The sequence below is a fragment of the Nocardioides pacificus genome (assembly GCF_054775955.1).
In genome coordinates this window covers 442420-463196 of the sequence record NZ_BAAHCI010000005.1, presented here as the reverse complement: position 1 = coordinate 463196, position 20777 = coordinate 442420, and the positions used below count along the sequence as shown (strand labels likewise).

Below are 20777 nucleotides of genomic sequence, written 5' to 3'. Positions count from 1 at the left end.
ACGGCTCCTGACGACGCCGCTCCCCGTCTGACGCGCGTGCAGCGTCTGGAGCAGGAGGGCGACATCGCGGCGGACTACCTGGAGGAGCTGCTGGACATCGCCGACTTCGACGGCGATCTGGACATCGACGTCGACGGTGATCGTGCTGCTGTGTCCATCGTGGGTGCCGATCTGTCGCAGCTGGTAGGTGCCCGCGGTGAGGTGCTGGACGCGCTGCAGGAGCTCACTCGCCTGGCGGTCTACCGGGAGACCGGTGAGCGCTCCCGCTTGATGCTGGACATCTCTGGACATCGCGAGGCGCGGCGGGAGGCCCTGGTGAAGCTGGCGGAGGTCGCCATTGCCGACGTGCGGTCCAGTGGAGAGCCGGTGTCCCTCGACCCCATGTCGCCCTTCGAGCGCAAGGTCGTGCACGACGCGGTTGCTGCTGCGGGTCTCGGGTCGGAGAGCTCGGGGACGGAGCCTCGTCGCTATGTCGTGGTCCTGCCTTCGTGACGCACCTGTGGTGAGTTCCCGTCATGAGTGACGTTTCACGTGAAACACCCTCCGTGCCCGACGTGGCTCGGAGGGTTTTCGCTATTGACCGGCTGCCGCTGGCAGAGCGATATGCAGAGCTTCTGGCCACCGAAGGTGTGGTCCGTGGACTGATCGGGCCTCGTGAGACCCCCCGCCTGTGGACGCGCCATCTGCTGAACTGCGCCGTTCTCGAGACGCTGCTTCCTCAACGGGCCAGCGTCTGCGACATCGGTTCGGGTGCGGGTCTGCCCGGACTTGTCCTCTCGATCGCACGTCCAGACCTCCAGGTGACGCTGGTCGAGCCCCTGCAACGGCGCACCGTCTTCTTGGACCTCGTCGTGGGCGAGCTCGGGTTATCAAACGTCGAAGTAGTGCGCGGGCGTGCGGAGTCGCTTCATGGCGAGCGTGTGTTCGACGTTGTCACTTCGCGCGCCGTCGCTCCACTGGAGCGGTTGCTCGGATGGTCGATGCCCTTGGTGTCCGCCGGAGGCGCGCTGGTGGCGATGAAGGGCTCCTCTGTCGGCGAGGAGATCGAGGGTGCGGCTGGGCTCTTGGCTGAGCTGCAGTGTGAGCCACCGGTTGTACATCATCTGGGCGGCGACCTGCTGGAGCAGGGCACGATTGCGCTGCGAATCGCCTGGGGCGCAGATGGGCGAGTAGGTTGGCGTCCTCCACGAGCGCCCTCGCCAGCCGAGGCGCGATCCAGGAAGAGTGCGCGCACACGGAGGAGATCAGGGTGACGGAGAACGGTGCAGGAGCGGCTCGGCGCACCGAGGCTACGAAGGCGACGGCAAATCCGTCCCCAGAGTTATCCACCGGTGAAACCGGGCCTGCTGAGCGTGCCCATCCACAGGTTGGCTCCGGTTATCCACAGCCCAGAGACGAGGCGCTGGCGTCTGTTTCACGTGAAACATCCAGCGGGCCCGGGACTGGCGTTTCACGTGAAACAGCGAACCAGGCGATCTTCCGCGTCCGCACGGCGGGAGACCTCGACACGGGAAAGACCCCACTGCACGACGAGACCACGCCGCTCGCCCGCGCCGCGGAACACTCCGTGCTCGCGCGCACCGGGGCGCGGATGAGACCCGCGCTGGGTCGTCCGGAGAGCACCCGCGTGCTCGTCGTCGCTAACCAGAAGGGCGGGGTCGGCAAGACAACCTCGACGGTCAACCTGGCCGCCTCCCTCGCCCAACTTGGTCAGCGCGTGCTGGTGATCGACCTGGACCCACAGGGCAACGCCTCCACAGCGCTCAACATCGACCATCACCGCGGCACGCCGTCCACCTATGACCTCCTGGTCGAAGGTGTCCCGCTCACCGACGTGATCCAGCCATGCCCGGACGTCGACAATCTCTTCGTGAGCCCCGCGACGATCGACCTTGCTGGGGCTGAGATCGAGCTCGTCAGCGTGGTGGCCCGAGAGAGCCGGCTCCACAAGGCGATCCAGGCCCATCCGCTGGTGGGAGACCACGCTCAGATCGGTGAGGATTGTTACGACTTCGTGCTCATCGACTGTCCGCCCTCCTTGGGGCTGCTGACCTTGAACGCCCTGGTGGCCGGTCAGGAGATGATGATCCCCATCCAGGCGGAGTACTACGCGCTGGAGGGCCTCGGACAGCTGCTCGAGACGGTCGAGATGGTGCGCCAGCACCTCAACCAACAGCTCAACGTCTCCACGATCCTGGTCACGATGTACGACGCCCGCACACGACTCGCCGCGGGTGTGGCCGAGGAGGTGCGCGAGCACTTCGGTGGTCAGGTGCTGAAGACGATGATCCCCCGCTCCGTCCGTGTCTCCGAAGCCCCCTCCTACGGGCAGACCGTGATGACCTACGACCCCGGCTCCCCTGGGGCACTCAGCTATCTGGAGGCGGCGCGGGAGATCGTAACCAAGGGGGCCCCCGCATGAGCAACAAGGCACCGCAGCGCCGTGGACTGGGTCGGGGCCTCGGGTCGCTGATCCCGACCGCGCCCGCCGGCGGCGGATCCGGTCCCGCGACCACCTCTCCCCCGGGGATGCCCGACACCGACATTTCTCTGGACAGCGCTCGTTCTGACACCGCCTCCCCCGCTGGGGATGATGCTCTCCGCCGAGAGGCGCCCGACGGGGAGACTCCCGGCGGGGAGGCAGCGGGCGTGTCCAGCGCCTACTTCGTCGAGCTGCCCATCGGGCAGGTCCGCCCCAACGCCCGCCAGCCTCGTGAGGTCTTCGACGAGGAGGCGATGGCCGAGTTGGTCCACTCCATCCGAGAGGTGGGGCTGCTCCAGCCGGTGGTCGTTCGAAAGACCGGCGAGGAGAGCTATGAGCTCGTCATGGGGGAGCGTCGCTGGAGGGCATCCCAGGAGGCCGGCTCCGAGACGATCCCCGCGATCGTGCGCGAGACCGGCGACAACGTCATGCTCCGGGACGCTCTTCTGGAGAACCTGCACCGGTCGCAGCTCAACCCTCTGGAGGAGGCCTCCGCCTATGCGCAGCTCCTCGAGGACTTCCACTGCACCCACGAGGAGCTGGCCCAGCAGATCGGGCGATCCCGCCCGCAGATCAGCAACACACTGCGACTGCTGAAGCTCTCCCCCGCCGTGCAGCGCCGGGTAGCGGCGGGCGTCCTGTCCGCCGGGCACGCACGCGCACTGCTGGCCGTGGAGGACGGCGGCCTCCAGGACCGCCTCGCCCAGAGGGTGGTCGCCGAGGGCATCAGCGTCCGCGGTCTCGAGGAGATCGTGGCGGTGGGCGGTGCCGAGAAGCCCGACCGGACTCCTCAGCGGAAGCCGAAGGCTCCCGGCCTCACAGATCTGTCGGACCGGCTCTCCGACCGCTTCGAGACACGGGTCAAGGTGGACCTGGGCAAGTCGAAGGGCCGGATCACCGTCGAGTTCGCGACGATGGATGACCTTCAGCGCATCGTGGACATCATGGACCCGCGAAATCGCGTCGACCGCCCCATCTGACGGTATACAAAGCGATATGTCGACAAAGCGATCTACCGATAAGCCGACGTATAAAGTTCTGTCAGCGCCATTCTGAGCGTCAAGACGACGAGACCGGCGAGGGAAAACCACCGCCGATTGGTCAGAAACGGCCTCTCAGAGCGAGAAATGCATGCCGTTTGGTCCCCAACGGCAGCCGAAGGCTGCCGTCACCTGCCGTTTCTGACCGATCGGCGTACGGCGCAGCCGGGGCGGCCGGTCAGGACTTCTTGGCGGCCCGGCGCTCGGCGCGCTTGCGGGCGCGGGCGACCTTCTCCTCGGCGTCGAGGCGGGCGGCCTCCTCGAGGGTGGGCGCGCCGCCCCCGAGACGCGCCGGGACCCACCACGCGCCGGGCGGCCTCTCCTCGGCGGGGTAGTCGGCGATGGTCTGCTCGAGCAGCGTGTTCATCAAGGCCTTGAGCTGCGCGGTCTCGGCGACCGGGTCGGCCCCGGTGGGATGCAACGGCTCACCGACCGTGATGGCGATGGTCTTGCCCCGCTTGAAGTCCTTGGGGTGGTCCTTGGTCAGCATCCGCTGGGTGCCGAACAGCGTCACCGGGATGAGCGGGACGCCGGCCGCCGCGGCGATCCGGACGGTGCCGGTCTTGAACTCCTTGAGCTCCATGGCCCGCGAGATCGTCGCCTCGGGGAAGATGCCGACCGCCTCCCCCTGCTTCAACATCTCCACCGCACGGTGGAACGAGCCGAGACCCTCGCCGCGGTCCACCTCGATGTGGTGCATCGAGCGCATCACCGGCCCGCCGATGGAGTGGTCGAAGATCTCCTTCTTCGCCATGAACCGCACTAGGCGACGCGAGGGGTGGGCGCCGAGGCCGCCGTAGACGAAATCGGCATAGCCGATGTGGTTGAACGCCAGCAGGACGCCGCCCTCACGCGGGACGTTCTCGGTCCCGGTCAGCTGGATGCGCTGACCGAGGACGCGGAAGAGCGTCTTCGCCGTCACGATGATGGGCGGGTAGGTCACGTCGCGCATGGGGATCCTCGCTGAGTCGGTGGGGCGCACTCTACTGTGACGCGAAGCAGGACCGCGCCCGGCAGCCGACGGTACTGTGGCAGGCATGGAGCGCCACGGGTGGCGGATCGGAGGTGACCGGTGTCCCGCAAGATCGTGCGGCTGACCCTGGACCATCTCGCTGCCCTCGACCCGCCCTGCCGCGGGTGCCTCTTCTGGGAGCTCGACCCGGTGATGCGCCGACGCGTGCCACCGGCGGAGGCCGTCGCCGAGAAGGAGCAGCATCTCTCCGAGGTGCTGCGGGAGTGGGGCTCCTGCGGGCGCGTGGCCCTGGTCGACGACACCCCCGTTGGCTACGTCGTCTATGCCCCCGCCGCCTACTTCCCAGGCGCCGCGGCCTTCCCCACAGCACCCGTCTCGCCCGACGCGGTCCTGCTCACCACGGCGTACGTCGCGCCGACGGCGGAGGGTGGGGGTCTGGGCAGGATGCTCATCCAGGGGATGGCCAGGGACCTGATCACGCGCGGGGGCATCCGAGCCGTGGAGGCGTTCGGGGATGCCCGCTCTGCACGGGCCCGAAGCGCGAGCGGGGTGATCGGTGCCGGCCCCGGCTGCGTGCCGGCCACCGAATTCCTCTCCAGCGTCGGCTTCAAGACGCAGCGCAGCCATCCCATCACGCCGCGGATGCGGATGGACCTGCGCTCGGCACTCACCTGGCGCGACGAGTGGGAGCTGGCCCTGGATCGCCTGGTCGGGGTCGTGCGACCGGGACCACGTCCCGTGGCCGGGCCGACCCCCCGCGAGATACGGCGCGACGGGGCCCTCTGAACGACGAGACCGCCGGCGCCCCGAAGGACGCCGACGGTCTCGGCAGGTGCTGATCCCGGACGCGCGGTCCGGCGGTGATCAGCCGATGAAGGGGGCGAGCTCCTTGAGCAGCGCGGCCTTCGGCTTGGCGCCGACGATCGACTTCACGACCTCGCCGCCCTGGTAGACGTTGAGCGTGGGGATGCCCGTGACCCGGTAGGACGCCGGGGTGACGGGGTTCTCGTCGACGTTCATCTTCACGAACGTCAGCTTGTCGCCGTGGGTGCTGGCGATCTCGTCGAGGATCGGCGAGACCTGGCGGCACGGTCCGCACCACTCGGCCCAGAAGTCCACGAGGACGGGCTTGTCGGACTTGAGGACCTGCGCCTCGAACTCGGCGTCGGTCACGGCAGCGATGTTCGCCACGGCTATCCCTCTTTCTGGTGCGTTGGTCATCGGCTTAGGTCAAGAACAGCAGTCACGGCGAAGATGTTCCCCGCCGTGACGAGCGGTGAGGCAGGCGCTGAAGCAGGTGCTCAGGCGCCGGCGATCTGCACGATCTCGCTGACGATCGCCGCCGTCTCCTCGGGGGAGCCGGCGGTGGAGGCGGCGTGGTCGAGGGCGGCGAGGTAGCGCTCGGCGTCCAGGGCCGCGGAGCAGCCGGTGCCGGCGGCCGTGATGGCCTGGCGGTAGCTGTGGTCCACCAGGTCGCCCGCTGCGAAGACGCCCGGGAGGTTGGTCGCCGTGGTCGGCTGCTCCACAAGCACGTAGCCGTTCTCGTCGAGGTCCACCTGGCCGGTGAGCAGCTCGGAGCGGGGGTCGTGACCGACCGCGATGAACAGCCCGGTGATGTCCAGCGGCCGGGTCTCGCCCGAGACCGTGTCGCGCAGCGTGATTCCGGCGAGTTTGTCGTCGCCGTGGATCTCGGCCACCTCGGAGTTCCAGAGGATCTCCAGCTTGGGGTCAGCGAAGGCACGCTCCTGCATGATCTTGGAGGCGCGCAGCTCGTCGCGGCGGTGGATCAGGTAGACCTTGGACGCGAAGCGGGTGAGGAAGGTGGCCTCCTCGATGGCGGAGTCGCCACCGCCGACCACGGCGATGGCCTGCTCGCGGAAGAAGAACCCGTCGCAGGTCGCGCACCAGGACACGCCACGCCCGGACAGCTCCTCCTCGCGGGGCAGACCGAGCTTGCGGTAGCCGGAGCCGGTCGCGAGGATCACCGCGCGTGCCGTGTAGGTGTCCGTCGCCGTCTTCACGACCTTGAGGTCGCCGGTGAGATCCACCTCGACGACGTCGTCGGCGATGAGCTCCGCGCCGAACCGCTCCGCCTGCGCGCGCATCTCGTCCATCAGCGCAGGACCCATGATCCCGTCGCGGAAGCCGGGGAAGTTCTCGACCTCGGTGGTGTTCATCAGCGCGCCACCGGCGGTCACCGAGCCCTCGAAGACCAGCGGGTTGAGGCTGGCGCGGGCGGCGTAGACCGCGGCCGTGTAACCGGACGGCCCCGATCCGATGACGATGACGTTGCGGGGGTCAGACTGCTCGGACATGCGCGAGGACTCCTCGGGGACGACGGTGACTCGGGGGAACCCCCAACGGGGGGACGTAGGTCAGAACCGATCGTAGGCGAGCGTAATTCCCACGCTCAGTCGGCCGGGAGCACGACGGATCTGGTGAACTCCGGGTCACCGCACATGAAGAGCTCGTAGCGGCGCTCGCCGTCGACGCGGGGCCCCACCAGCAGGACGCCCCACCGCCCGTCGTACGACGCGCTGAAGAGCCGCCCGGACGCGTCGTCGGGCACGCAGCGCGTCACCGGCCCCGGCAGCGCCCTGAGGGCGGTGCGCAGCTCGCGGGCGGTGCGCTGCTGGTTGTACCCACCGGCGGCGGTCTCATCGCTCGTCGCGCGCGCCACGTCGGTGGCGAAGTGCTCGGGACGGATCCGGACCGCGTCGAGGTAGGAGAGGGAACCGTCGAGAGTGCTGGTGCCCTGGGGCGCCGACCCCCCACCCGACTCCCCACCCGACTCCCCACCCGACTCCTTGTCCGCCGACGAGTCGAGGTCTCTGCGGTCTTCAAGGGTCGTGTCCGGGGCGCGCTCCTCCGAGGCTGCCGAGCCGGCGGAGTCGGAGCTGGACGCGTCGTCGGAGCCGCTCATCTGGGGAAGGTAGTTCGGCAGTGTCACAGCGGCGACGACAACAGCGGCCGCGGCGACCAGCATCCGCATCCGTCGCGTACGCCGCCGCGCGGCCAGGTCGATGGGTGCAGCGGCGGGGGCGTGTCGTGCCGCGGACAGCGAGGCCAGGGTCTCGTCGAGGCGGGTCGCGACGGACTCGGGCATCGGCTCGGTGTGGCGGGCGTCGACGAGCAGACGGGTGACCTCACGCTGCTGGCGGGGCGTGAACTGCACGGAGTCGCCGCCCTCGGGCGTGCTGTCGTCGTGGTCCTGCACGGTGCGGTCACCTCCTGTCGTGGTGCTGGCCTGGCTGCTCGCTCGCGGTCTCGGAGTGCGGGCGGGCCTACGGTCGTGCGTCCTCCTCGGGTGGGCCTCGGGGGGCGGCCGTGGATGGGACGGACGAGGACGGGTCCGGGTTCCGATGACCCGGGTCACGCTGGTCCGGCGGAGCCAGCATGCCCAGCAGACCGGCCAGCCGGGTCCGCCCCCGTGAGCAGCGCGACTTCACCGTGCCTGTGGCGCAGTCGAGGATCTCAGCCGCCTCCGCGACGGAGTACCCCTCCATGTCGACCAGCACCAGGGCGGCGCGCTGCTCGGCGGGCAGCGAGGCCAGCGCGGCGAGCACGGCGCGACGCCGGTCGGTCCGGACGGCGACCTCGGCCGGGTCCGCGACGGCATCGGTCGCGGAGGCGAGGGAGCGGTGGGTGTCGTGGTCGTCCACATCGTCAGGGAGCGGATCCGTGGCGCGCACCTTGGCGGCGCGCAGCCGGTCCAGGCAGGCGTTGACGACGACGCGGTGCAGCCAGGTGGTCACGGCCGCCTCGCCCCGGAACGAGCCGGCCCGTCGGAAGGCGGCGATCAGGCCGTCCTGCAGCCCGTCCGCGGCGTCCTCGGGGTTGCCCATCGTTCGCAGGGCCACGGCCCAGAGCCGGTCACGGTGGCGGGCGAACAGGATCCCGAAGGCGTCGGCGTCACCGTCGACGTGGGCCTGCAGCAGATCGCTGTCGCTGGCTGCGTCCGTCCCACCCCCGGGATCGCTCACTCCCGGACCACCACGTCGGCGATCTCCCCGCGGAACTCCACGCCGACCGGGGGGATGCCGGTCAGCCAGAGGGTCAGGTAGCGTCCGGTCGCCCCCTCCGCCGGCCGGAGCGAGAGGCTGGCCCCGTCGGCGGTGCCCGAGGCGACGGGCTTCAGGTCCGCGACGCTCTGCGGGGCCTCGTCGGTGAGGTAGGCCTCGAGCGTCGTCGGAGACCCCACCAGCTCCACCTTGATGTCACGCACCTCGCGGCTGTCCTGCAGGTCCAGGACCAGGCCGACTCCGCTGCGATACCCACCGACCGCGAACTGGTCCTTGTAGGTCTTCGTGATCCAGGTGGTGGAGGGGTCGCCGTCGAGGGCGAGTGGAACGCGCTCGGGTGATTCGGCGCCGTCCCCGTCCGGGTCGAGCTCCGTGGCAGTGATCCCCTTGATCGGTGTGGGCGGCGCGGCCGAGGGCGTCGCGCTGGGAGTCGGGTCGTCGTCGTTGTCGAAGGGGATGAACGACGGCGTGCCCTTGCCCAGCGACCACGCGATCACCACCACGACCAGCAGCAGCGCCCCGAGACCCACCAGCGCGGCCGCCAGCAGCGAGCGGCGCCCGGGGAGCGACTCCGGCTCGGTCTCCTCGACGTACGGCGGGATCGTGTGACCCGTGCTCGTTCCGGTGCCCGTGCCGGTGTTGACCTCGGCACCCCACGGCCAGAAATCGCCGCTCCCGGAGGTGGGGGCGGCACCCGGGCGCGGGCGGCGCACGGGCTCGCCGTCGGGCGGATCCGGGGCGAAGAGCGGCCGCACCGGCGGATCCTCGAACGGCGGGGGAGGCGGAGGCGTCTCGGCTCGGGCGGCGAGCCACGAGACGTCGTCGGCCTCGTCGTCGAAGATCGGCAGGCCCGCCTGGGTCGGCTGCTCGACGGGAGCGACCTTGGGCTCGACGACGGTGGGCTCGACGTCGGTGGGCTCGACGTCGGTGGGCTCGACGTCGGTGGGCGGGACGACGGGAGGCGGGACGACGGGAGGCGGTACGGCGGGAGGCGGGACCGGCCCAGCGTCGGATTCGGTCTCGGGGGCGGCATCGGGCGCCACCTCGGGCGCCGGGTCGGGCGCCGGGTCCGGCTCCACCAAAGGGACCTGGAGCGTCGGCGACACATCGGTGGGCGCCGTCTCCGGCTCGCGGGGGGCCAACGACGCGAACGGTCCCGCGAGCAGCGGTGGGCGCTGCACGCCGTGCTCGCGGGCGGCCTCGGCGGCGATCAGCGCGGTCGGGTCGCCGACGAGCTCGCGCAGCAGGTCGGCGATCTCGGCGGCCTCGCGCTGGACGGAGCCGCCCGCCCCACGCGAGTTGAGCACCTCGTCGCACAGGTGGTCGAGGCTGCGGGGCACTCCGGCGCGCACCTGACGAGGTCGCAGCACCCGTCCGCCCTCCTCGGGCGCCGCCGGGACCTCTGAGGTCGACGCGCCCGCCCAACGCCCGGTGAGCCCGGCGTAGAGCACGCCGACGAGGTCGACGATGTCGGTGCCGCGACGACCGGGCGGGAGCCCGCACAGCGCCGCCTCCACGGCGTACCCGATCACCCGGATGGAGCCGCTCGTGTCGATCAGCACGTTCTCGGGCGTGAGCCGTCCGTGTGCCACGCCGGCAGCGTGTCCGGTGGCGAGGGCGTCGGCGACCTCGGAGACGATCCACGCGGCGCGGCGCGGCGCCAGCGGGCCCTCCGCCGCCAGCAGGATGTCCAGCGAGGTGCCGGTGCCCCACTCGTTGACGACGTAGCAGAACCCCTCGCGCCGCTCGGCGTCGAGCACGCGCAGCAGGTGGGGGTCGCTCACGGTCGCCGAGCGGCGCGCGGCCTCGAGCAGGGCCGGGGCCCGCGGGTCGTCAGAGGCCATCACGTGCACGGCCACGGGGCGCGCCAGGACGCGGTCATGGGCTCGCCAGAAACGGCCCTCCCCGCTCTCGGTCAGCAGGTCCTCGAGCCGGTAGCGGCCGGCGAGTACGTCGCCGTGGCGGATCGTGTCGGGCACGTACCCCCTCACCTCACGTGGGCCTCGAGTCGAATGGCGTCCGGTCCATCGTAGGCGCGCTCACCCACGTCGGTGGGAGCCTGAGCGCCGTGTCACTGTCTCGAGTATGGCGGTCACCTCGGTGATCCGCAGGGCCTGCGCCATGGCGAGGAAGACCGCCGCGTCGACGAGGGCGATCGCCGCGCCCACGATCAGGGCGACCAGCTGGCTGGGCTCCTCGGTCCGCGCATGCAGCACGTGTGCGAGCCCCCAGGCCACAGCCGTCGAGACGCCGGTCGCGATCACCATCCGGACCGCGAACCGGATCGTCCGTCGGGTGTCGAGCCCGCCCAGCAGCCGCTTGAGCACGGCGTAGGACAGCAGCGACCCCACGGCGTACGACGCGGTGTAGGCGACCACCAGGGCCGGAGAGGTGTTCTCCGGGTCGGTCCGGGCCACCAGCACCACGGCCACCGCGATGTTGACCGTGGCGATCACGCACTGAACCCAGAAGACGGTCCGTGTCCGCTCGAGGGCATAGAAGCCGCGCAGCATCAGGTAGTGGACGGTGAAGAAGAGGATGCCGGGACCGAACAGCGCGAGCGAGAGCGAGTAGAGCTCGTAGGTGTCGCGGGCCGCTCCGTAGGAGATGACGTTGGCGACGTCGGGAGCCACCAGCGGCATCAGCGCCGCGAACGGCACGATCACGGCCAGTGCATTGCGCAGGGTGCCGCCCAGGCTGGCGCCCAGGCCCGCCAGGTCGCCGTCGGCCGCCCGCGCCGAGAGACGGGGCAAGATGGCGGTGGCCAGCGACACGGTGATCACCGAGTGCGGGACCATCACGATCAGGAACGCCGTGGCATAGACGGCATAGCCGGTGCCGGTGCTGGTGCCCGCCGCCCCGGTCGCGTCGGAGGCGGCCTGCGCCGTGCCGCTCGAGGCGAGCCGGACCACGACCGTGTAGGCGATCTGGTTGACGATCACGAACAGCACCGTCCAGGTGCCCAGCTTGAGGGTGTGGCCGAGCCCGGTGTTGCGGAAGTCGAAGCGCGGGGAGAAGTGGAAGCCGGCCGCGCGCAGGTAGGGCACCAGGATCAGCAGCTGGACGACGATGCCCAGCGTCGAGCCCAGGCCCAGGAGCAGCTCCTGGCCCGACGAGTAGCCGCCGTAGCGCTCCGCGCCCTCGGCGGGCCCGAAGCTGAGGAGGTAGATCGCGAGCACCAGCACCGAGATCACGTTGTTGGCGATCGGGGCCCACATCATCGGCCCGAACCGGCCGCGAGCGTTGAGGATCTGCCCGACCAGCACGAACATGCCGTAGAAGAAGACCTGCGGCAGGCAGTAGCGCGCGAAGTCGATGACCGACTCACGCTGCGCGGCGAGCTCGGGGGAGTCGAAGCGGTTGTCGAGATAGATCGACATCACCCAGGGCGCGGCCACCACGAGCAGGACGGTGACCACGCCGAGGAAGAGCGCGGCCAGCGTGACCACGCGGTTGGCGTAGGCGTCGCCGCCGTCCTCGTCGTTCTTCATCGAGCGGACCAGCTGCGGCACCAGGACGGCGTTGAAGACGCCGCCGGCCAGCAGGATGTAGAGCATGTTCGGGATCGTGTTGGCGATCGAGAACAGGTCGGCGTGCAGCAGGTTGCCGAGCGCCGCCGCGATCAGGAACGCCCGCACGAAGCCGCTGAGCCGGGACACGATGGTCCCGGCTGCCATCACGGCGGTGGAGGAAAGGATCTTCTTCTGCTCGTCGTCGCTCACTGGTGTGGGGCTCACTCGTCCGGGGTCGTCGTGTCGTCGGCTCTGCTGCGTCGCAGGCGACGGACCAGGCGCAGGGCGATCGCCCCGAAGAGCAGCCCGGCACCGATGCCCATGATCACCCAGATGATCTCGCTCACCTGGGCCGTGCGCAGGGGCAGGGTGTCGGAGGAGCCGAGCCGCTGTCCGCTCAAATCGGTCACCTCCAGCGTCACGGAGTGCACCCCGATCTGCTCGGAGTTGGCCTGCAGCAGAACGGTCCGGCTGGAATCAGGCTCGAGTCGGATCTCACTGGGGGCACGGATGCTCAGCGGAGACGCCGTCACCGCCTCGATCCGCACCACCACCGGCTGGTCCAGGTCGTTGAGCAGCGTGACGGAGAAGCGGCCGCTCTCGCTGGAGAGCGTCACCGAGGTGGGCGCCTCGATGCGCACCGAGGCCACCAGGTCCTGGATCCACGCACGCGACGCCTCGGTGCGGGCCAGGGCGACGGCCGGGCGGGTGCGGGCGAAGTACGACGCGCCGGGGAGGGCGTCGTCGGTGACCTGAGCGGCGACGGCGTCGTTGCGGGCGAGGACGTTCTGCAGCGTCTCGCCGATGGCGACGAGCCCCTCGGTGGCGGTCAGGTTGATGGAGGGCAGCTCGAGCTCGGCCTGGAGGGCGGGGTAGGCCAGAGTGCCGGGATCGACGCTCTGAGCGTTGAGTGACTCGGTCGCCTCCTCGAGCGTGGTCAGCTCCAGCCAACCTGCCTCATCGAGGCCCTCGAAGAAGTCGCGGGTGGACGTGGGGCTCCAGCCCACGGGCAGCGAGATCACGAGCGGGGTCTCGTCCTCGGTCAGGATGCGCAGGGCGGCCTCGCCGAGGATGCGCTGGCGCAGGGCGAGCGGCGCCAGGGCGTCGGAGGGACCGGGCCCGCCGGCGCTGGCGCCCTCGTCGGAGAGGAGCACCCGCTGACCGTCGAGCCTCACCACGGCCGGTGCGTCCTCGGTCGCGAGGTCGATCTCGTCGGCCTCCTCCTCGGTCACCCCCTCATCCGTCGAGTCAGGGTCCCCAGAGTCAGGTTCCCCAGCGTCAGGGTCTGCAGCGTCAGGGTCCGTCGAGTCAGGGTCCGGGGCACCGGTGACCGTGGCGTCGGTGAGCAGGACGGTGTCGTCCTCCCGGGCGACGGCGAGACCGGCTTCGTCGAGATAGCCATGCGGTGGGGCGATCGCCGGCGAGGCCTTCACGCCGAGCTGCTCGAGGGCGACGTCCGATCGCTGCCGGGCCAGGGCGTAAAGCGGGGGCTTGTGCTCTCCGGCGGCCGCGACGTCGAGATCGCCGTACGGCAGGGCGAGGACCTGCCCCGCGCCGAGCACCTCGCTCAGCCGATCGAGCCAGGGCCCGCTCAGCTCCATCGCGGTCTCCTCCGCGGCCGTGAGAGGCTCCCGCTCGTCGTCGGGGGCGTCCTCGACGGGCTCGGCCGTGATCTCGGGTGCTGACGGGGAGGCGCCGTCCTCGGGCTCATCCTCCGGGCGCTCGGGGTCGATGGTGGGACCGATGAAGCGCGCGGGGTTGCCGTCGGCCAGGGAGCTCACCGTGTCCGGCACCGCAGGATCCAGCAGCCAGGTCAGCGGCCGGTCCTCAGCCGCCTCGCCGAAGGACAGGATGTTGTCCAGCCGTCCACCAGATCGCAGATCGCGGCTCCAGCGGTCGACGCCGTCGACCTTCCCGTCGCCGGTGTGGGCGACCCCGCGGCGCACCGGCAGCACCAGCGCGGTCTCCACGCTGCGGCGCGTGCGTCCGACGAGGGGGATGAAGGTGCGGACGCGTCCGACCGCCGACGTGCTGCGCCCGGCCGGGCTCTGGCCCAGGGCGTGCACGCCCAGCCAGTAGACGCCGGGGGCCCCGGTGATCTCCGCGGCCAGCTCGCTCTGCGGAAGCCGGATCTCGAAGGATCTCGTCGACCCGGCGGCCAGCTCCTCGACAGTGCCGAAGCTGCCCTGGATCCGGTCGCCGATGACCGTGTCGTCCGGCGATGCCGCGGCGACGTCGAGCTCGGCGCCGGTGGTCATCGGGGAGGCCGACACGACCGGGTGCAGGTTGATGTCGGTCCAGGTCTCCGCGGTCGTGTTGGTCACCCGTCCGCGCAGGACGAGAGGGCCGCGGCGAGGGATGATCGCGGGGGTGACTCCGTCCAGTCGGAGCTCCAACGCGTCGCCCGGCTCGGCGTCCTCGTCCGGCGAGGCAGCGGGCGCGGCCGCCGCTGTCTTCGCGCCGGGAGCCACCGAGGCAGCGACCGCAGGGGAGGGAGCGGCATGTGCGGTCCCCGTCGCACCCAGCATCGTCGCGACGCCCAGGACCAGGGCAGGCAGCAGCGACGGGGGGCGGAGCACCCGTCGACTCTAGCGGCCGACCCGCTGCCCTCCGGCAGGGGCGAGCCGGTCGGGGCGACTAGAGTGACCTCCCGTGTCCGACGCCGCGCTGCCCCCGCTCCACATCGCCGAGGTCCAGCGCACCGTGACCGCCCAGCTGGACCGGATCGGGCCGGTGATCGACGAGCTCGGCACCCGCTTCACCGAAGCCGGCGAGACCCTCGCCCTGGTCGGCGGGCCGGTCCGCGACGCGATGCTCGGCCGTCTCCAGAACGACCTCGACTTCACCACCTCCGCCCGACCCGAGGTGACCGAGCGGCTGCTCAAGGGCTGGGCCGAGGCCATGTGGGACATGGGCCGGGACTTCGGCACCATCGGCTGCCGCAAGGGTGAGTGGCAGATCGAGATCACGACCTACCGCTCCGAGTCCTACGACCCGTCCTCGCGCAAGCCCGACGTCGACTTCGGCGACTCGCTGACCGGAGACCTGGGGCGTCGCGACTTCACCGTCAACGCGATGGCCGTCGCCGTGCCCGGGCGCACCTTCGAGGACCCCTACGGCGGCGTCGTCGACCTGGCCCACCGGGTGCTGCGGACCCCGGGGCGTCCCGAGGACTCGTTCTCCGACGACCCGCTGCGGATGATGCGCGCGGCCCGGTTCGCCGCCCAGCTGGGCTTCACGGTCGCACCGGAGGTCGTCGAGGCGATGCGGGCGATGGCCGACCGGATCGAGATCATCTCGGCCGAGCGGGTCCGCGACGAGCTCGTCAAGCTGGTCTGCGCGCCGTACCCCCGCCGTGGCCTGAGCCTGCTCGTGGAGACAGGTCTGGCCGAGCGGGTCCTCCCCGAGCTGCCGGCGCTGGCGCTGGAGCGCGACGAGCACCACCGCCACAAGGACGTCTACGAGCACACGCTCACCGTGCTCGAGCAGTCGATCGAGCTCGAGCACCGCCTGGCCGAGCCCGGCGAGCCGGCCCGCCCCGACTTCGTCGCCCGCTTCGCGGCGCTGATGCACGACGTCGGCAAGCCGCGGACCCGCAAGTTCGTGGGTGACGGCACCGTGACCTTCCACCACCACGACGTGGTGGGCGCCAAGATCACCCGCAAGCGGATGAAGGCGCTGCGCTTCTCCAACGACGACATCGACGCGGTGTGCACGCTGGTGGAGCTGCACCTGCGCTTCCACGGCTACGGCACCGGGGAGTGGACCGACTCGGCCGTGCGCCGCTACGTCCGCGACGCCGGCGACCAGCTGGAGCGGCTGCACATCCTCACCCGCGCGGACTGCACGACCCGCAACAAGCGCAAAGCCGATCGACTGCGGCGCACCTATGACGATCTCGAGTCGCGCATCGACCGGCTGTCGCAGGAGGAGGAGCTGGCCTCGATCCGGCCCGACCTCGACGGCAACCAGATCATGGAGATCCTCGGCATCGGTCCGGGCCGCATGGTCGGGGAGGCCTACAAGCAGCTCATGGAGCTGCGGATGGACAACGGCCCGATGGGGTACGACGAGGCGCGCGCGGCCCTGCTGGCATGGTGGGAGTCGCGCTCGGTCGACTAGGTTCCCTCCAGCGGGATGCCCAGCCGATAGGCCCAGCGAGCAAGCACAGCGTCTGATGCGGAGTGAGTGATGACCGATTTCGAGCCGTTGATCGAGGAGTCGATCGAGGTGGCCGCCCCCCAGGTCAAGGTCTGGGCGCTGGTCTCCGACCTGCCCCGCCTGGCCGAGTGGAGCCCGCAGGTGGTGCGCACGATCGTGCGCGGCGGCCCGATCCAGCTCGGCACGCAGATGATCAACATCAACCGCCAGGGCCTCAAGGTGTGGCCCACGCGCACCAAGGTGGTGCGCTTCGAGCCCCACGACGAGATCGCGTTCCGGGTCAAGGACAACTACACGATCTGGTCCTTCAGCCTGGAGACGACCGCGAGTGGCGGCACCCGGATCACCCAGCGCCGCGCCGCCCCTGACGGCGTCTCCGGCATCTCGCTGAAGCTGACCGAGAAGGTCCTCGGCGGGCAGCAGGCGTTCACGGCCGAGCTGCGCGCGGGCATGCGCCAGACCCTCGAGCGGGTCAAGGCCGAGGCCGAGTCGACGATGGAGGCCGCCCGATGAGGAGCGACCTCTTCGAGCAGAGCAACCTGCAGGCTGCGGGCGCCGAGCGCTACGCCCTGCAGAACAGCCAGATGCTGCGGGTCCGCGTCGCCCCCGAGGTCCTCGCGACCAAGGGCACGATGGTGGCCTACCAGGGCAACGTGCAGTTCCACCACGAGAAGGCCGGCAGCCTCGGCAAGCTCGCCAAGAAGGTCCTGACCAGCGAGAACGTCAGCCTGATGCGGGTCAGCGGCGACGGCGAGGTGTGGTTCGCCGACGAGGCCGGCTTCGTGCACCTGCTGCACCTCGAGAACGAGGGCGTCTCGGTCAACAGCCGCAACATCCTCGCCTTCGACGCGAGCCTGCAGTGGGACATCAACCGCACCAAGGGCGCCGGCATCGCCACGGGGGGCTTCTTCAACACCACGATCGGCGGCACCGGCACCCTCGCGGTCACCGTGGTCGGCAAGCCGGTCGTCCTCGACTGCTCCCAGCGCCCGACGTACGTCGACCCGCAGGCCGCGGTGTGCTGGTCGGCCAACCTGGTGCCGGGCATCCACAACTCGATGAACGTCTCCTCGGTGCTGCGCGGCGGCTCCGGCGAGGCGATCCAGTACGTCTTCCACGGCCCCGGCTTCGTCGTCGTCCAGGCCTACGAGTGGAAGCCGGTCTCGACCGGCAGCTGATGCGCAGCCACGCGGCTCAGCGCGCGAGCCGCCCCGGCTGTGCCGTGGCGAGCAGCGCGTCCCGGTCCTCGGCGAGCACGAACCCCGCGGCGATCGCCTCGTCGGCCGACCCCTCGAAGGCCTCCAGGTAGGCAGCCCGGGAGGGGTGACGCTGCGCCAGCCGGTCGACCGGGAGCGGCTCGGTGGAACCGAAGAGGAAGCAGGCCAGCGGGCCGCCCGCGGACTCACCGGAGAGCACGTCGACGGGCACGTCGACCAGCGGCGTGCGGATCCCGCCGGTGGCGATGCCGTCGCGGTCGCGGACATAGGCGGGGCTGTCCCCGGACTCGACCTCCAGCCGGTCGGCCGTCGGCGGCGCCACCCCGTCGCGCACCCAGCGATCCAGCGCGCGCAGGGCCGCCTTGGCGACCAGATGGTGGGGCCCGTCGTTGATCGGACGCGGGCAGCCGAGCCGCTCCGCGATCGGGCCGACCAGGTGCTCGTCGGCGTGGGCCGTGCCGGCGACCTCCCACAGGCGGAAGGTGTCGGTGTCGTCCTGACGCGCGGCGAGGTAGTTGAAGATGCCGACGACGTCGGTCTCGGTCTGCAGCGTCAGGACGGGGACGTCGAGGTCGGCGCGGATCGTGGTGGGCTCACCGCCGATGCTCGCCACGATGTCGATGCCGGCGGCAGGAGTGCCCAGCGGAGCGGGCGAGCCGCCGCGGCTGTGGATCAGGAAGCCGTCGAACATGTCCGTCAGCGGCTGCACGCCGTTGGCGTACGTCGTGAGCGCGAAGCCCGACTGGGACTCACCCACGGCCAGCACCCGCTCGGCCTCGAGCCCACCGAGCAGGTCGTCGTCGCGGATGGTGCGGCCCACCTGGGTGAAGATGTCGTAGGCGAACGCGTCTCCGGGGTGGCGCAGCTCGCCGTAGCGCTCGGGGTCGGCGGCGCGCAGTCCCGTGCCCGCTCCGGTCTCCTCAGCGGACGCGACCTGGATCGCGACCGGACCGCCCTCGATGCCGATGTGCTGGGCCGACACCCCCACCCAGGCGTAGCCGCCGCGGGTCAGCTCCTCGACGGTGTAGCTGTAGTCGGGGTGGGCGTCGAAGCCGCCGCTGACGTTGAGCCACTCGACGACCACGGTGCCGTTGAAGGCGTCCTCGGGCGGGCGTCGTACGACGACCCGGGTGTCGTAGTCGGCCTGCCGGTAGGCCACCAGGTCGTAGCGCCCGTCGGCCGGAAGCCCGGCACGGTCCCGGTAGGACGTGGCGTTGCCGCTCAGCCGGAGCTCCTCCTCCACCCAGCCCTCGGGAAGCGCCGGAGGGGCGGTCGCTGAGGCCAGCCGGATCCCGTCGCCACCGGTCAGCGGCGTGAGCTCCGCGATCGGACCGGAGGGCTGGTCGGCGCGCGAGGACTTCTGCCCATCGTCCGCGGAGCAGCCGGTCAGGGCGAGGGCCAGGGCCATGGGGAGGACCAGGGCTGGAGCGAGACGGGCGGGGGTGCGGGCCGAACGAGGGAGGGGAGACACAGGCGCCCACTCTGCCGCAAATGACGACGTCCCGCCCGGGGATCCGGACGGGACGTCGTGCTGTGCTAGCGGAGAGAGGAGCTCACTCCTCGCCGCGGATGAAGGCCTCGACGCGGGCGCGGCCCTCGTCGTCCGGCAGCTGCACCGGCGGGGACTTCATCAGGTAGGACGACGCGGAGATGATCGGGCCGCCGATGCCGCGGTCCTTGGCGATCTTCGCCGCACGGATGGCGTCGATGATGATGCCGGCCGAGTTGGGCGAGTCCCAGACCTCGAGCTTGTACTCCAGGTTGAGCGGGACGTCACCGAACGCGCGGCCCTCGAGGCGCACGTAGGCCCACTTGCGGTCGTCGAGCCACGCGACATAGTCGGACGGGCCGATGTGGACGTTGCGGCTCGTGGTCGTGCCGGCCAGCGCGCCGGTGAGGTTCGAGGTCACGGCCTGCGTCTTCGAGACCTTCTTGGACTCCAGACGCTCACGCTCGAGCATGTTCTTGAAGTCCATGTTGCCACCGACGTTGAGCTGGTAGGTGCGGTCCAGCGTGACGCCGCGGTCCTCGAAGAGCTTCGCCATCACACGGTGGGTGATGGTGGCGCCGACCTGGGACTTGATGTCGTCACCGACGATCGGGACGCCGGCATCCTCGAACTTCTTCGCCCAGACCGGGTCGGAGGCGATGAAGACGGGCAGGGCGTTGACGAAGCCGACACCGGCGTCGATCGCGCACTGTGCGTAGAACTTGTCCGCCTCCTCCGAGCCCACGGGGAGGTAGGAGACCATCACGTCGACCTCGCGCTCGCGCAGCGTCGCCACTACGTCGACGGGGTCGGCGGCGGACTCCTCGATGGTCTGGCGGTAGTACTTGCCGAGACCGTCGAGCGTCGGGCCACGCTGGACCTCGACGCCCAGGGTGGGGACGTCGGCGATCTTGATGGTGTTGTTCTCCGAGGCGTTGATGGCCTCCGACAGGTCCTTGCCGACCTTCTTGTCGTCGACGTCGAAGGCAGCGACGAACTCGACGTCCTTGACGTGGTATTCGCCGAAGGCGACGTGCATGAGACCGGGAACGCTGGCGTTCGGGTCGGCGTCCTTGTAGTACTCGACGCCTTGGATCAGGGAGGTGGCGCAGTTGCCGACCCCCACGATTGCTACTCGTACCGAGCCCATTGGAATCTCCTGTTCTTCTCGGTTCGTTGGTGGTGGTCAGCCGTGCGGCTGTGCCTCGGGCAGGTGGGGCGGGGGGGTGCGGGGAGGTGCCGACGGCAGGGCCGGGTCCGTGCTCTTCGCGACGATGTCGCGACGCGCCTCGTGCTCGGCATTGATCAGGTCCGAGAGCCACCGGACCTCGCGTTCGACGGACTCGACACCGTGGCGCTGAAGCTCCGCGGCGTACCGGTCCACCTCCTTCTGGGCCCGGGACAGCTGGCCCTGGACCCGCTCGAGCCGCTCCTGGAGGCGGGTGCGGCGTCCCTCGAGGACGCGCAGCCGGATCTCCATGTCAGTGCGACCGAAGAATGCGAAGCGGATGTCGAAGTTGTCGTCCTCCCACGCGGTGGGACCGACCTCCGACATCAGCCGCTTGAACTCCTGCTGGCCGGCCTCGGTCAGCTGGTAGACGATGCGCGGGCGCCGGGTCACCGTGGGGCTCGCCACGGTGGTCTCGGCGATGAGATTGCCGCGCAGCATCTTCTTCAGAGCCGGGTAGAGCGAGCCGTAGGACAGCACCCGACCCCAGCCCAGCATCAGATTCAGCCGCTTGCGGAGCTCGTAGCCGTGCATGGGTGCCTCGTGCAGCAGTCCGAGGACTGCGAGCTCGATGGTCTCTCCACGACGTGCCACGAGACCTATCGTAGCGATATATCCGGCTTGCGCGAATAGCCGGGCCTACCGGCGGGTTG

At 70.5% G+C, this 20777-nt stretch carries 19 protein-coding genes; 8 read left to right on the top strand and 11 right to left on the bottom strand.

Annotated elements, in window-relative coordinates; genetic code table 11:
• Positions 1-27: 27 nt before the first annotated feature.
• From ACYU7L_RS04760 to ACYU7L_RS04745, 4 genes are read left to right on the top strand one after another with little or no spacing between them, the layout of a single operon-like run.
• Positions 28-492, top strand: coding sequence for a Jag family protein (locus ACYU7L_RS04760; protein ID WP_460796573.1), 465 nt, complete (start codon positions 28-30; stop codon positions 490-492).
• Between the two features lie 23 nt (positions 493-515).
• Complete coding sequence (gene rsmG, locus ACYU7L_RS04755; RefSeq protein WP_460794121.1) at positions 516-1253, top strand: 16S rRNA (guanine(527)-N(7))-methyltransferase RsmG; 738 nt, start codon at positions 516-518, stop codon at positions 1251-1253.
• Positions 1250-2422, top strand: coding sequence for a ParA family protein (locus ACYU7L_RS04750; RefSeq protein WP_460794120.1), 1173 nt, complete (start codon positions 1250-1252; stop codon positions 2420-2422). Before rsmG ends, ACYU7L_RS04750 begins: the two co-directional genes overlap by 4 nt.
• On the top strand, positions 2419-3462 hold the full coding sequence (locus ACYU7L_RS04745) for a ParB/RepB/Spo0J family partition protein (RefSeq protein WP_460794119.1): 1044 nt from the start codon (positions 2419-2421) through the stop codon (positions 3460-3462). The genes ACYU7L_RS04750 and ACYU7L_RS04745 overlap by 4 nt, the downstream gene beginning before the upstream one ends.
• Before the next feature lie 238 nt (positions 3463-3700).
• Here ACYU7L_RS04745 and ACYU7L_RS04740 read toward each other — a convergent pair whose 3' ends face one another.
• Positions 3701-4474, bottom strand: a complete 774-nt coding sequence (locus tag ACYU7L_RS04740; protein ID WP_460794118.1) for a lysophospholipid acyltransferase family protein — start codon at positions 4472-4474, stop codon at positions 3701-3703.
• Positions 4475-4594: 120 nt separating this feature from the next.
• On the opposite strand from ACYU7L_RS04740, the gene ACYU7L_RS04735 reads away from it, so the two are divergent.
• Entirely contained in the window at positions 4595-5281 is a 687-nt protein-coding gene (locus ACYU7L_RS04735; RefSeq protein ID WP_460794117.1) for a GNAT family N-acetyltransferase, read from the top strand.
• Positions 5282-5359: 78 nt separating this feature from the next.
• Here ACYU7L_RS04735 and trxA read toward each other — a convergent pair whose 3' ends face one another.
• The 7 genes from trxA to ACYU7L_RS04700 form a co-directional block, all read right to left on the bottom strand.
• Complete coding sequence (trxA, locus tag ACYU7L_RS04730; RefSeq protein WP_460794116.1) at positions 5360-5686, bottom strand: thioredoxin; 327 nt, start codon at positions 5684-5686, stop codon at positions 5360-5362.
• Between the two features lie 110 nt (positions 5687-5796).
• A complete protein-coding gene (trxB, locus tag ACYU7L_RS04725) occupies positions 5797-6810 on the bottom strand; it encodes a thioredoxin-disulfide reductase (protein ID WP_460794115.1) in 1014 nt (337 codons plus the stop codon).
• Between the two features lie 95 nt (positions 6811-6905).
• The gene (locus tag ACYU7L_RS04720; protein WP_460794113.1) at positions 6906-7712 is read right to left on the bottom strand and encodes a hypothetical protein; all 807 of its coding nucleotides are present in this window, start codon (positions 7710-7712) and stop codon (positions 6906-6908) included.
• A 67-nt stretch (positions 7713-7779) separates the two neighbouring features.
• Complete coding sequence (gene sigM / locus ACYU7L_RS04715; RefSeq protein WP_460794112.1) at positions 7780-8478, bottom strand: RNA polymerase sigma factor SigM; 699 nt, start codon at positions 8476-8478, stop codon at positions 7780-7782.
• Positions 8475-10496 (bottom strand): protein kinase family protein, encoded by a 2022-nt coding sequence (locus ACYU7L_RS04710; protein WP_460794111.1) that lies wholly within the window; start codon positions 10494-10496, stop codon positions 8475-8477. The genes sigM and ACYU7L_RS04710 overlap by 4 nt, the downstream gene beginning before the upstream one ends.
• 60 nt (positions 10497-10556) lie before the next feature.
• Positions 10557-12254 carry a murein biosynthesis integral membrane protein MurJ gene (gene murJ / locus ACYU7L_RS04705; protein ID WP_460794110.1) on the bottom strand — a complete coding sequence of 566 codons (1698 nt, stop codon included), beginning with the start codon at positions 12252-12254 and terminating at the stop codon, positions 10557-10559.
• Complete coding sequence (locus ACYU7L_RS04700) at positions 12251-14608, bottom strand: DUF6049 family protein (RefSeq protein ID WP_460794109.1); 2358 nt, start codon at positions 14606-14608, stop codon at positions 12251-12253. The genes murJ and ACYU7L_RS04700 overlap by 4 nt, the downstream gene beginning before the upstream one ends.
• Before the next feature lie 73 nt (positions 14609-14681).
• Between ACYU7L_RS04700 and ACYU7L_RS04695 the strand changes: the two genes are divergently transcribed.
• The 3 genes from ACYU7L_RS04695 (at position 14682) to ACYU7L_RS04685 (ending at position 17368) form a co-directional block, all read left to right on the top strand.
• Positions 14682-16151, top strand: a complete 1470-nt coding sequence (locus tag ACYU7L_RS04695; protein ID WP_460794108.1) for a CCA tRNA nucleotidyltransferase — start codon at positions 14682-14684, stop codon at positions 16149-16151.
• Between the two features lie 69 nt (positions 16152-16220).
• Positions 16221-16703: an SRPBCC family protein gene (locus ACYU7L_RS04690; protein ID WP_460794107.1), complete on the top strand. Its 483-nt coding sequence runs from the start codon at positions 16221-16223 to the stop codon at positions 16701-16703.
• Positions 16700-17368: an AIM24 family protein gene (locus ACYU7L_RS04685; RefSeq protein ID WP_460794106.1), complete on the top strand. Its 669-nt coding sequence runs from the start codon at positions 16700-16702 to the stop codon at positions 17366-17368. Before ACYU7L_RS04690 ends, ACYU7L_RS04685 begins: the two co-directional genes overlap by 4 nt.
• Before the next feature lie 16 nt (positions 17369-17384).
• Here ACYU7L_RS04685 and ACYU7L_RS04680 read toward each other — a convergent pair whose 3' ends face one another.
• The 3 genes from ACYU7L_RS04680 to ACYU7L_RS04670 all read right to left on the bottom strand — a co-directional run bounded on the left by ACYU7L_RS04680 (position 17385) and on the right by ACYU7L_RS04670 (position 20718).
• Positions 17385-18815, bottom strand: coding sequence for an alpha/beta hydrolase domain-containing protein (locus ACYU7L_RS04680; RefSeq protein WP_460794105.1), 1431 nt, complete (start codon positions 18813-18815; stop codon positions 17385-17387).
• A gap of 145 nt (positions 18816-18960) precedes the next feature.
• Positions 18961-20046, bottom strand: coding sequence for an inositol-3-phosphate synthase (locus ACYU7L_RS04675; protein WP_460794103.1), 1086 nt, complete (start codon positions 20044-20046; stop codon positions 18961-18963).
• A gap of 36 nt (positions 20047-20082) precedes the next feature.
• Positions 20083-20718, bottom strand: coding sequence for a PadR family transcriptional regulator (locus ACYU7L_RS04670; protein WP_460794102.1), 636 nt, complete (start codon positions 20716-20718; stop codon positions 20083-20085).
• Positions 20719-20777: the final 59 nt, after the last annotated feature.